The 11,763-nt window shown below is 70.3% G+C and carries 10 protein-coding genes and 1 pseudogene; 6 read left to right on the top strand and 5 right to left on the bottom strand.

The genetic code is table 11. The features are described from left to right. The first annotated feature begins 37 nt into the window (after nucleotides 1-37). Nucleotides 38-1,849 (top strand): GMC family oxidoreductase, encoded by a 1,812-nt coding sequence (locus tag OHS70_RS14415; protein ID WP_328397454.1) that lies wholly within the window; start codon nucleotides 38-40, stop codon nucleotides 1,847-1,849. A gap of 103 nt (nucleotides 1,850-1,952) precedes the next feature. Here OHS70_RS14415 and OHS70_RS14410 read toward each other — a convergent pair whose 3' ends face one another. Together OHS70_RS14410 and OHS70_RS14405 are read right to left on the bottom strand one after the other, a co-directional pair. Beyond that, on the bottom strand, nucleotides 1,953-2,945 hold the full coding sequence (locus tag OHS70_RS14410) for an LAETG motif-containing sortase-dependent surface protein (RefSeq protein ID WP_328397452.1): 993 nt from the start codon (nucleotides 2,943-2,945) through the stop codon (nucleotides 1,953-1,955). Nucleotides 2,946-3,835: 890 nt separating this feature from the next. Then, nucleotides 3,836-4,132, bottom strand: coding sequence for a chorismate mutase (locus tag OHS70_RS14405; RefSeq protein WP_328397450.1), 297 nt, complete (start codon nucleotides 4,130-4,132; stop codon nucleotides 3,836-3,838). Nucleotides 4,133-4,441: 309 nt separating this feature from the next. On the opposite strand from OHS70_RS14405, the gene guaA reads away from it, so the two are divergent. Next, a complete protein-coding gene (gene guaA, locus OHS70_RS14400) occupies nucleotides 4,442-6,037 on the top strand; it encodes a glutamine-hydrolyzing GMP synthase (RefSeq protein WP_328397448.1) in 1,596 nt (531 codons plus the stop codon). A 112-nt stretch (nucleotides 6,038-6,149) separates the two neighbouring features. Further along, on the top strand, nucleotides 6,150-6,734 hold the full coding sequence (locus OHS70_RS14395) for a Uma2 family endonuclease (RefSeq protein ID WP_328397446.1): 585 nt from the start codon (nucleotides 6,150-6,152) through the stop codon (nucleotides 6,732-6,734). Nucleotides 6,735-6,744: 10 nt separating this feature from the next. Here the strand turns inward: OHS70_RS14395 and OHS70_RS14390 are convergent, their stop codons facing one another. Next, entirely contained in the window at nucleotides 6,745-7,182 is a 438-nt protein-coding gene (locus OHS70_RS14390; RefSeq protein ID WP_328397444.1) for a cupin domain-containing protein, read from the bottom strand. A 78-nt stretch (nucleotides 7,183-7,260) separates the two neighbouring features. On the opposite strand from OHS70_RS14390, the pseudogene OHS70_RS14385 reads away from it, so the two are divergent. From OHS70_RS14385 to OHS70_RS14375, 3 genes and pseudogenes are all read left to right on the top strand, one after another. Then, nucleotides 7,261-8,057: pseudogene (locus OHS70_RS14385) on the top strand (class II aldolase/adducin family protein). Nucleotides 8,058-8,210: 153 nt separating this feature from the next. After that, a complete protein-coding gene (locus OHS70_RS14380) occupies nucleotides 8,211-9,452 on the top strand; it encodes a hypothetical protein (RefSeq protein WP_328397442.1) in 1,242 nt (413 codons plus the stop codon). A 114-nt stretch (nucleotides 9,453-9,566) separates the two neighbouring features. Beyond that, on the top strand, nucleotides 9,567-10,088 hold the full coding sequence (locus OHS70_RS14375) for a DoxX family protein (RefSeq protein WP_328397440.1): 522 nt from the start codon (nucleotides 9,567-9,569) through the stop codon (nucleotides 10,086-10,088). On the opposite strand, the gene OHS70_RS14370 is transcribed toward OHS70_RS14375, so the two are convergent. Next, nucleotides 9,995-10,390 carry a hypothetical protein gene (locus OHS70_RS14370; protein ID WP_328397438.1) on the bottom strand — a complete coding sequence of 132 codons (396 nt, stop codon included), beginning with the start codon at nucleotides 10,388-10,390 and terminating at the stop codon, nucleotides 9,995-9,997. The genes OHS70_RS14375 and OHS70_RS14370 overlap by 94 nt on opposite strands. After that, the gene (locus OHS70_RS14365) at nucleotides 10,377-11,720 is read right to left on the bottom strand and encodes a PspC domain-containing protein (protein ID WP_328397436.1); all 1,344 of its coding nucleotides are present in this window, start codon (nucleotides 11,718-11,720) and stop codon (nucleotides 10,377-10,379) included. Before OHS70_RS14365 ends, OHS70_RS14370 begins: the two co-directional genes overlap by 14 nt. Nucleotides 11,721-11,763: the final 43 nt, after the last annotated feature.

Raw genomic sequence — 11,763 nt, 5'->3', positions numbered from 1 at the left:
ACCACCCCGCACCCGCACGTTTTCAACGAGGAGAGCCATGTCCGAGGTCCCCCCTGCCCAAAATCAGGAAGACTCCGACGATTCTGCGTACGACTACGACGTCATCGTCGTCGGCTCGGGCTTCGGCGGCTCGGTCTCGGCGCTGCGGCTGACGGAGAAGGGCTACCGCGTCGGCGTTCTGGAAGCCGGCCGCCGATTCACCCGCGAGACGCTGCCCAAGAACTCCTGGGACCTGCGCAACTATCTGTGGGCCCCGGCCCTCGGGCTCTTCGGCATCCAGCGCATCCATCTGCTCGGCAATGTGATGGTGCTGGCGGGAGCGGGCGTGGGCGGCGGCTCGCTCAACTACGCCAACACGCTGTACGTGCCGCCCGCGCCGTTCTTCAACGACCCGCAGTGGAAGGACATCACGGACTGGCACGAGGAGCTGAAGCCGTACTACGACCAGGCGCGGCGCATGCTCGGGGTGCGGCTCAACCCGACGATGACCCCGTCGGACGTGCATCTCAAGGCGACCGCCGAGGCGATGGGTGTCGGCGACACGTTCCACATGGCGCCGGTCGGCGTGTTCTTCGGCGACGGCGACGATGCCGACGGCACGGCGAAGGCGAGGCCGGGCCAGGAGATCGCCGACCCGTACTTCGGCGGCGTGGGCCCCTCGCGCAAGGCGTGCACCGAGTGCGGCGAGTGCATGACGGGCTGCCGCCACGGCGCGAAGAACACCCTCAACGAGAACTACCTCTACCTCGCCGAGCAGGCGGGTGCGGTCATCCACCCGATGACGTCCGTCGTCTCCGTCACCGAGGACGCGCAGGGCGGCTTCGCCGTCCGGACGCTGCCCAGCGACAACAAGCGCAAGGGCAAGGGCCGTACGTTCACCGCCCGCCGGGTGGTCGTCGCCGCCGGTACCTACGGCACCCAGACCCTGCTGCACCGGATGAAGGACGGCGGTCTGCTGCCGCGGATCTCCGGTCGGCTCGGCGAACTGACCCGCACCAACTCCGAGGCGATCGTCGGCGCACAGACCGACAACCGCCGCTACCGCAAGCGGCACGGCGCGGACAAGGTCGACTTCACGCGCGGCGTCGCGATCACGTCGTCCATCCACCCGGACGCCAACACCCACATCGAGCCCGTCCGTTACGGCAAGGGCTCCAACGCGATGGGCGGCATGACCGTCCTGCAGGTGCCGTTCAGCGCGAAGCACCGGGTGGCGGCCTGGGCCGGGAACATGGTCCGGCATCCCTGGCTCGCCCTCCGCGCCCTGTCCAACCGTCGCTGGTCCGAGCGGACCATCATCGGCCTCGTCATGCAGTCGCTCGACAACTCGCTGACGACGTACCGCAAGCCCAGGGGGCTCGGGAAGGGTCTGCTCACCGCCCGCCAGGGCCACGGCGCCCCGAACCCCAAGCAGATCCCGGCGGCCACGCGGTCGGCCTCGCTCCTCGCCGAGGAGATCAACGGCTTCGCCGGCTCCAACATCGGCGAACTGATGGGCACCCCGCTGACCGCCCACTTCCTGGGCGGCTGCCCGATCGGCGCCACTGAGGACGCGGGCGTGATCGACCCGTACCACCGGCTCTACGGCCACCCGGGCATCTCGGTCGTGGACGGCTCGGCGGTCTCGGCGAACCTGGGCGTGAACCCGTCCCTGACGATCACGGCCCAGGCGGAGCGGGCGATGTCGCTGTGGCCGAACAAGGGTGAGGACGACCTGCGTCCGGCGCAGGGCGAGGCGTACGAACGCCTGTCCCCGGTCACCCCGAAGTCCCCGGCGGTCCCGGCGGAGGCGTTCGGCGCGCTGAAGCTGCCGTTCCTGGGCATCCCGGCGGTCCCGCCGAAGAAGTGACCCCGCCGCCCTGCCTGTAGACACAAGAAGGCCGCTGCACCCCCCTCCGAGTGCAGCGGACTTCTTGTGGCCTCAGGGGCCGGGTATGGCGTGTGGTGCGGTGTTACGCGGCAGCGTTGCCCTTGCGGCGCTTCATGGCGAAGACGACACCGGCACCGGCGAGGATGGTGATACCGCCGATGGCGCCGATGACGGGGAGCTGCGAGTCCGAACCGGTCTCGGCGAGGTTGCCGGTGACCTTGATCTCCTTGGCGTCACCCTGCGGCTTGACGTCGCTGCCCGGCTTCTCGCCGTTCGGCTTCGAGTCGTCGATGTCACCGGGGTTGCTGCCGGCCTTGACGATCGTGAACGGGTACAACTGGCCGCTCTCGTAGCACTCGAACGTCTCGTCGTCATCGGTAGCGTTGTCGTAGCTGCCGGCGGCGATTGCAAGCCCGTCGCCTGCAGGCGCACCCTTGTCGATCTTCACGCGCAGATCGATCGTGACCTTCTTGCCGGCGTCGAGCGCGAACTCGCCGAAGAACATGCCGTTGTTGATCGGCGCGCCCTCGAAGTCGTTGATCCACTCGCCCGACTCGGGGTCCTTGTACTCGAAGTGCGCGTACTTGTCGACGAGCTTGTCCGCCGTGTCCCCCTCAAGGCTGCCCTCGTAGATGGCGGTGCTGTAGACGAGCAGGCTCTCGATGTCGGTCTTGCCGGAGTTCTTCACGTTGAACGTGAAGTTCTTCCAGCCGCTGCCTGCGACGATCTTGTTCGGGAAGCCACCGAGGGAAACCTTGACATCACCCTCCTCGCACTCGAACTCCTCGTCGGGGTCCTCGTCATCGGGCGCGGTGGTCGACGGGGACGGCGAAGGCGACGTGGTCGCGGAGTCGGACGGCGACGGCGAGGTGGTCGTGGTCGCGGTGTCCGACGGCGCGGGCGAGGCCGTGGCGATGTCGGACGGCGCGGGGGAGGTCGTGGCGGTGTCCGACGGCGCCGGGTCGGCGGTCGCCGTCGCCGACTCCGAGGTGGCCGGGCTCGGGTCCGCGTACGCAGCCGGCGCCGCCAGGAAGGTGGCGGGAGCGATGACGGCGGTCGCGGCAGCGACAGCCATGGCGCGGCGAAGCTTCATTAAGACCTCAGCGAAGTCCGGGTACCGCGGGAGGCGGTACGGAGTCTGGTTGGGCCCCTCCGCTCCGTAAATGCACGCACACGGGTGAGGCCGTTGTTACGCATGGATGACCTGCGACCCGTGTGAATGGTTGTCCCCGCACTGACAAAAAGCTTATGTGGCGTACGTCACTGGTTCGGGGTGCCCGGGGCTGTGCCCGATCCGTGGTCCGTTCACAGGCAACCCCCGGCTCCGCCCCGTCGTGTCGGGCGCCGGAGGTGGCACTGGCCCTCGCCGCGACGGCGTGCACCGCCCCCGCCGGAGCGGCCTACTCCGGAACCGGCCGCGAAGGCCACGACGAAACCGGCTGGAAGCCGGGCGATCCGGTGGAGGAGATTCCCCGGTGACGGACAGGTGGGCCGGGCGAAGCCCCGACGCGCGCCGACGCGACCTGGACCAGGCCAACGCGGTGCCCGCCGTGTGAGGGCATGCGCAAGCGCCCCGCGGAATCCCTTCCGTGGGGCGTTCGGTGGTCGGCATCGACGTCAGGGCAGGTGCGAAGAAGGGGACTTGCTCGCTTGTGCGTCGTGTTGCGCGGACCGCGGCGTACGCGGTCGGTCGGACCGGATGCGGCCGGCCCCGGGCGTCCCCGGGAGCCGACCGCCCTTGGGGTGACCGGGCTGCTGTCCCCTGCCGTCCGGTCACGCGCGCTGGGGCGAGGTCCCACGACGTACCTGCGGTACGTCACACGCTCCAGCGGAGCCACGCGTGGTTTCCTTCGAGGGCCGCCCCTGGCTGGCACGGACACTGGCATCAACGAAGCGGCGCTCGGCGCAGTCACGCGCCGTACGGGTGAGAGCGGGTCCGTACACACGTGCGCGTGGACGCGGGAGTCAGATGCGGCCCCGGCAGAGCTCCAGCATCGTCATTGCCAGCGACGTACCCGGCTTGCCGAGTGCGTCCCTGTAGTGGCCGAGCACCTCCATCTCACGCGCCAGGTTCACCCGGCGGCCGCCGGAGGAGAGCCGGGCCTCCTGGATCACCGCGGAGACGGCCATCCGCTCCTGGATCAGGCCGATGATCCGGTCGTCGAGTGCGTCGATGCGTTCGCGGGCGCCGGTGATCACTGTCGCGGCCTCGTCGGTGCGCGCGCCGGTCTTCTCGGTGGTGGTCTGCTCGGTGACGGTCATCTCGTGGGGCTCCTTGGTCTCGGGGCCCCCGGAGCGGCACGGCCCGGAGAATGCAGAACGCCCCGGGCCTTGTCGGCCCGGGGCGCCTGGGAAGTCGCTTGTCAGTGGCTCAAGCAGCACGACCATGGCAGCCGGACGGGCCGGTGCCATAGGTAAAGACGAAGGTCAGCTGCGTGTGCATGCGGACAGTATGGACCTGATGCCCGGCGGCGGCCAAAGCCGCGTTCGGATGGTGAGACGAAGAGCGACCCTCGCGCGCCGGTAGAATCGACAGATAAAGACCCCTCCCAACGCCGGAAGGCCGCCGTAGTGTCCTCAGCGTCCCCCGCTGCCGCGCCCGCATCCAACCCGGACGTAGTCCTCGTTGTCGACTTCGGCGCGCAGTATGCCCAGCTCATCGCCCGCCGCGTCCGTGAGGCCCGGGTCTACAGCGAGATCGTCCCGTCCACCATGCCGGTGGCCGAGATGCTGGCCAAGAAGCCCGCGGCGATCATCCTGTCCGGCGGCCCCTCCTCCGTGTACGCGGAGGGCGCCCCGCGCCTGGACCGTGAGATCTTCGAGGCCGGCGTCCCCGTCTTCGGCATGTGCTACGGCTTCCAGCTGATGGCGACGACCCTCGGCGGCAAGGTCGACAACACCGGTGCGCGCGAGTACGGCCGTACACCGCTGCACGTCACCAAGCCCGGTTCGACCCTCTTCGAGGGCACCCCGGCCGAGCAGTCGGTGTGGATGTCGCACGGCGACGCCTGTTCCGCTGCCCCCGAAGGCTTCACCGTCACCGCGTCCACGAACGTCGTGCCGGTCGCCGCGTTCGAGAACGACGAGAAGAAGCTCTACGGCGTGCAGCACCACCCCGAGGTGATGCACTCCACCTACGGCCAGCAGGTGCTGGAGCACTTCCTGTACCGGGGTGCCGGCATCGAGCCGAACTGGACCACCGGCAATGTCATCGAGGAGCAGATCGCGGCCATCCGCGAGCAGGTCGGCACCAAGCGTGCCATCTGCGGTCTGTCCGGCGGCGTGGACTCGGCGGTTGCCGCGGCTCTGGTCCAGAAGGCCATCGGCTCCCAGCTGACCTGCGTGTACGTCGACCACGGTCTGATGCGCAAGGGCGAGACCGAGCAGGTCGAGAAGGACTTCGTGGCGGCCACGGGTGTGCAGCTCAAGGTGGTCGAGGCCGAGGAGCGCTTCCTCGCGGCACTCGCCGGGGTCGCCGACCCCGAGGAGAAGCGGAAGATCATCGGCCGGGAGTTCATCCGCGTCTTCGAGCAGGCGCAGGCCGAGATCGTGGCCGAGGCCGAGCACGGCGAGGACGTCGCGTTCCTGGTGCAGGGCACGCTCTACCCGGACGTCGTCGAGTCCGGCGGCGGTACCGGCACCGCCAACATCAAGTCGCACCACAACGTGGGCGGACTGCCCGAAGACCTCGAGTTCGAGCTCGTCGAGCCGCTGCGCAAGCTGTTCAAGGACGAGGTCCGCATGGTCGGCCAGGAGCTCGGCCTGCCGGACGAGATCGTCCAGCGTCAGCCGTTCCCCGGCCCGGGCCTGGGCATCCGGATCGTCGGCGAGGTCACCAAGGAGCGCCTGGACCTGCTGCGCGAGGCGGACGCGATCGCCCGTGAGGAGCTCACCGCGGCCGGGCTCGACCGCGACATCTGGCAGTGCCCCGTCGTGCTGCTCGCCGATGTGCGCAGCGTCGGTGTCCAGGGCGACGGCCGCACCTACGGCCACCCGATCGTGCTGCGCCCCGTCTCGTCCGAGGACGCCATGACGGCGGACTGGACGCGTATGCCGTACGAGGTGCTGGGGAAGATCTCGACCCGGATCACCAACGAGGTCGCGGACGTCAACCGCGTGGTGATGGACGTGACGAGCAAGCCGCCGGGCACCATCGAGTGGGAGTGACCCTCCCGAAGGTCAACACCGACGCCGTCGCTCGTTCGTTTGAGCGGCGGCGTCGTCGTTCACGGTGGGTAGTCTGATCGTACGGACCAGAATCACGTCCATGGGAGCACTCATGAGCGCAGAGATCTCGCACCACTGGCCGGTGCCGCCACGCGAGGGCTACACCGTGGACGACCTTCTCACCCTGCCCGACCTCCCGCCGCACACCGAGCTGATCGACGGGAGCCTGGTCTTCGTGAGTCCGCAGCGGGATTTCCACAGCATCGCGATCGACCTGTTGGTGCATGGGCTGCGCAGTACGGTGCCGCCCGAGCTGAAGGTCCGGCGCGAGATGACCGTCGTACTCGACCAGCGCAACGGCCCCGAGCCGGATGTGTCGGTGGTCCGTGCCGCCGCCGCGCGGAGCCGCGAGCAGACCTACTTCCAGGTCAGGGACGTGCTGCTGGCGGTCGAGGTGGTCTCCCCGGACTCCGAGGCCCGCGACACCGACACCAAACCGCACAAGTACGCCGGTGCCGGCATCCCGCACTTCTGGCGGGTCGACATGGCCGGTGAGGACCAGCGGCCCGTGGTCCATGCCTTCGAGCTCGACAAGGAGTCGCGTGTCTATGTGCCCATCGGCACCTTCCGCGACCGCGTCAAGCTCTCCGTCCCCTTCACCGTCGACATCGACCTGACGGCGATCGACCACCTGTAGTGCGCGAGCCCTACGGCTCCAGCGTGAAGTCGTCGAAGTGGAAGCCCGGCGCGACGATGCAGGTCACCAGGGTCGGCTCGTCGCCCGCAGGGTCCGCGGCCTGCCAGGTGCCGGCCGGGACCAGCAGTTGGGGCTGCTCGCCCGACTCGACGGACGGGCCGAGAGTCACGGTCGTGGCGTCCGACGGCTTGTCGCCCGTGCCGCCCAGATGCAGCTGGAGCGGCCCGCCGCGGTGCCAGAGCCACAGTTCGTCGGAGCGGACCCGGTGCCAGCGCGACCTCTCGCCGGGGTGCAGCAGGAAGTAGATCCCGGTGGCGTACGCACGCGGGCCGGGGTAGCCGGGCGGGGTGGTCGTGCCCGCCGTCTGCCAGGTCTGCTTGTACCAGCCGCCCTCGACGTGCGGTTCGAGGCCGAGGAGGGCGACAAGTGGGGATGTCGGTGCGGTCATGTGCGCATTCTCGCGGAGGGCGGGTCAGTAACGCGCCGCATATGGCCAGTTGACGCGCCCGGAGGTACCTTCCGCGCCATGACGGACACGCAGGCGCAGGTGCCGGAGCCGATACCCGTGGAGCAGCTGGGTTTCGCCATGCCGCCCGTGTTCGAGTCGGTGGTCGAGGAGCGGGCGTACCGGAGCGGCTGGCCGGGGCACTGCGGCTGCTCGGGCGGTTCGGGTACGAGGACGGGGTCTCGGGGCACATCACCGCTCGGGATCCCGAGCACACCGACTGCTGTTGGGTGAACCCTTTCGGAGTGCCGTTCGCGCATGTCACCGCCGGTGATCTGGTTCTCGCCAATGAGCAGGGGCAGGTCGTGGTGGGGCGGCACCGTGTCAATCAGGCCGCGTTCGCGGTGCATGCCCAGGTGCACCGGGCCCGGCCCGATGTGGTCGCCGTCGTGCACACCCACTCGGTCCACGGGCGTGCGCTCGCCGCGCTGGGCGAGCTGATCGAGCCGATCACACAGGAGGCATGCGCCTTCTACGAGGACCACGCGCTCGTCGACTCGTACACAGGGGTGGCCGTGGACGAGGACGAGGGCCGGCGGATCGCCGAAGCGCTCGGAGCGTACAAAGCCGTCATCCTGCGCAACCACGGGCTGCTGACGGTCGGCGACTCGGTCGACGCGGCCGCCTGGTGGTTCATCTCCATGGAGCGCTGCGCCCGGATTCAGATCGCGGCGCGGGCGGCCGGCAAGCCGCTGCTGATCGGGCACCGGGACGCGGTCGCCACGCGCGATCAACTGGGCACGGATCTTGTCGCGTGGATCAGTCATCAGCCCCTGTGGCGAGAGATCAGCCGCGCCGAGCCGGAACTGCGACAGTAGCGCCTGCCCGTCGCGTCAATCCGGTAATGATGTATTTCACCCGTTCCGGCCTCGGCCATCGGGGTGGCGGCGGCTTGCGTACGGCACAATTCCCAGACATCACGCAGCGTTTCACGGCGTGCGTCGGCGAATCGGGAAGGTGGCGTTCGGGTCGTGGCGGTGCAGGAAGCAGAACAGTGCGGCACGTGTTCGCACCAGGCACGCGAAGGACACCGGCGTGCGGTGGCCGAGTTCATCGCCCGGCGAGACGAGCTGGCCGCCGGTCAGGGGCTGCCCGCTGCCGTCGCCCACTCGCCCGGCGCCTCGCGCCAGTGGGTGTCGGACGAGCTGACCGAGTCGGCCCGTACGGTCGCCGACCGGGGCCGGGCAGCGGCCACGGCGTGGCTGCACCGGGTCCGCCAGGGTTCCGTCGTCACCGTCTGGGCGGCCTTCGCCGCCCTCGCGCTGGCGCAGTTGGTGACCGCCATGGGCGCGGGCTGGACCGGCGCCCGCACCTCGGGGCTGCTTGCCGCGCTCCTGGTCGGCGCCCTGCTGACCGCGGCTGCCTGGCTGCACCGGGAACGCGGGGGGCTGCTCGCGCCGCTGATCGGTGACGACAACCGCCTGTCGACCTCGCGCGCCGTGGCCGCGTCCTGGGTCCTGGTCGCCGGCTACGCGGTCCTGTTCCTCTCCCTTCAGCAGGCCTGGGCCTCCTCGTCCGCCGAACGCGGCCGGCTGAGCGCGGGCCTCGCCCTCTCCCACGGCGCGGGCCTGCTCTGCGTCCTGGCGCTGGTGTGTGCGATCGCCGTGGTGGTGCGCCGGGTCGTCGCCCGGCGCGTCGTCGGCCTGCGGCTGCAGAAACTGCGCGCGGACCGGCCGCGGCCGGCCGATCTGCTCTGCGACGACGCCGGGCGCGGCAACTTCGCCGACGCGCAGTATCTGCTGGTCAGTACGGTCACCGTGGTGTTCGCCCTGATACGCCTGGCCCGGCGGCCCGAGCAGCTGCCCGAGCTGCCGTGGGGGCTCGTGCTGCTGGTCGCGGTCTCGGCGGCGACGTACTTCGCCGGTAAGTACGCGGAGGGCAGTCGGCCCGTCGTGCTGTCGGTGGTACGGGCCCGCGAGGCAGGTGACCTGGACGGCCCCATCCGTACCGGTGACGACATCGAGATCCGTGGCGCCGGCTTCGTCCGGCCGGGCGCCGGCACACCCGACCTGCTGGCCCGGATGGTCGTACGCATCGGAACCGTCCATGTCCATGTCCCGCTGATCCCCGTACCCGGCGGTTTCGCCAACCCGACGGACACCGTGCTCACCGTGCCGATCCCGGTGGAGGTCGAACCGGGACAGGTCGACGTCCAGGTGGTGACGGCCGCAGGGGTGGAGAGCAACCGCTGCCTGATCGATGTGACGGACTGAGCCAGTCGCCACACCTGTCACTCGGGTGTCGCAGTGTGTGCCGCATGGCTGGTGAGCGGTGCCGCTTCGGCGTACGTATGGTCATTGACGGGTCTACCGAAGGCGGGACCAGTGATGACATACACGTACGGGACGACAGCGACCTACGGAACGATCGACGTCGAGCGGGGCGGCATCAGAGCGACGGCGAGCCGGTACGCCCTGCTGCCGCTGCGTCTCTTCCTCGGCGTGACCTTCATCTACGCGGGCATCGACAAGCTCACCGACAGCCAGTTCCTGGCGGCGACGGGCACCGGATCGATCGGCGAGCTGATGCGCGGTGTGCGTGACACCTCTGCCGTGCCCGCCCTGGTCGACATGGCGCTCAGGAACCCCGAAGGCTTCGGTTACGCCATCGCCCTCGGTGAACTGGCCGTCGGCATCGGCACACTGGTCGGGCTGCTGGCCCGCCTTGCGGCGCTCGGCGGGGCGCTGATCTCGCTGAGCCTGTGGCTGACGGTGAGCTGGCAGACCGAGCCTTACTACTACGGGAACGACCTGGCCTATCTGATGGCGTGGCTGCCGCTGGTGCTGGCGGGCGCCTCCGTGTTCTCCCTCGACGCCCTCATCGCGGCCCGGCGGCGCCGGACGCCGTAGTGGATCCAGGCCACCACTCCGGCCACGAACAGTCCGCCGAAGACGACGGGGAACGCCACATACCAAGGCGTGTGCCAGGCGCCTGCGGCATCCCCGCCGTACAGCACGGCGGCGGTCAGTACGCACAGCCCGGCCAGAAGCCTGCCCGGGCGGAACTCGTGCCGCAGCCGGCGCCGCTGCTCGTGCCGGGCTCGGCGGTGCGCCTCGTGGCGCGGCCCGTGCCCGGAGTGCTGCCAGGCCGCCTGCCACGGGTCGTGCCCGGCTCCGTGCCCGGCCTCGTGCCAGGACTCATGACGCGGCACGGGTCACCTCCACCTGTCCGATGCCCACTTCCAGCTCCAGCTCCAGCGTGCCCGCCGGCTTCGCGCCTCGGGGTGCGGGCAGCGTGGTGTGCCGGTCCTGGCCGGGGGAGACGTCGATGTCGTCCGCCGCGTCGGACGGCAGACGGATGTCGCCGAGCCCCACCTCGGCGCGCACCGTCACCGCGGCGTCCTTCGGCACCACGACCCTGAGCTGCCCGAGCCCGACCTGTGCCTGTGTCGCAACCGTCTCGCCCTCGGGCACAGTGAGGGAGGACAGGTCGAGCGTCCCCTGTCCGGTGCCCAGTTCGTAGCGCGGCTGGACGGCGGTCGCAGACGCCGGCCTCCAGTTCCGTTCCCCCCACTGCGTGCTGATGTCCTTGGGAATGGCCGCGGCGCCCGCCAGCAGCCCCGCCGTCATCAGCGCCAGCAGGACGGTGCCGAAGCCCGTACGCCCCAGCAGCGAACTGACCAGCAGCCCGAGCCCGAACACGGCGAGTGCGCACACCAGCCCGATCTGCAGGCTGGTGCCCAGCGGCTGCCCGTCCCAGCTCAGCCCGGTGCCGAGCCCGCCCGCGAGCAGCGCCAGCAGAAAGACCGTGCCGCCGATGCCGCGCGGTCCGCGCGGCTGCGAGATGGCGTGGGCGGCCGCCTCGTCACGGTGCGAACGCGCCAGCGCGGCCTCCTCCACGGCGCCCTCGGGCCCCCACAGATACCCGGTCGGTATCAGCCCGGTCGTGCCGTCCTTGACGATCGGGTCCCGCCACCACGACGGGCTGTCGGGCGCGGGCGGTGCCTTCGTCTCGGGCGGGGCCTCGGCGACCGCGTGTGCCGTCGCCGGGTCCAGCAGTGCTCCGTCAGGCGTGGCGAGCCGACGGCGCTTGGACCAGACGGCAGCGCCCAGGACCGCGAGCGACAGCAGCGCGGCGAAGGCGAGCATCCCCTCGTTGCTCACCATGGTCAGGAAGCCGCCACAGCCGATCAGGGCGAGCAGTACGGCGGTGAGGGACGCGCCGTCGACCCGGCCGGACAGCAGCCGCCGGAACTCGTTCTCCTCCTCGTCCTCGAACGGGATCAGCAGCCAGGCGAAACCGTAGAAGATCAGGCCGACGCCACCGGTCACCGACAGCACCCCGATGACGATCCGGAATATCACCGGGTCTATGTCGCAGTACCGCCCGAGCCCGCCGCAGACACCGGCCACCACCTTGTGACGGGGCGAGCGGCGCAGCTGAAGCACCTCGGTCGGCACGGCGGCGCCCGGCCCGGTGGCCGGCGGCGGTGGCTGCCCGCCGGCGTGCGGTTCCCCGGGCGGGGTGGTCGGCGAAGTCATACGTCCATGGTGACGGGCCGGATGGCGTGACGGCACCCGGCTC

The organism is Streptomyces sp. NBC_00390 (assembly GCF_036057275.1).
GTDB lineage: Bacteria > Actinomycetota > Actinomycetes > Streptomycetales > Streptomycetaceae > Streptomyces.
Note: the sequence above shows the minus strand (reverse complement) of the source record. Positions and strands in the feature narration are given on the sequence as shown.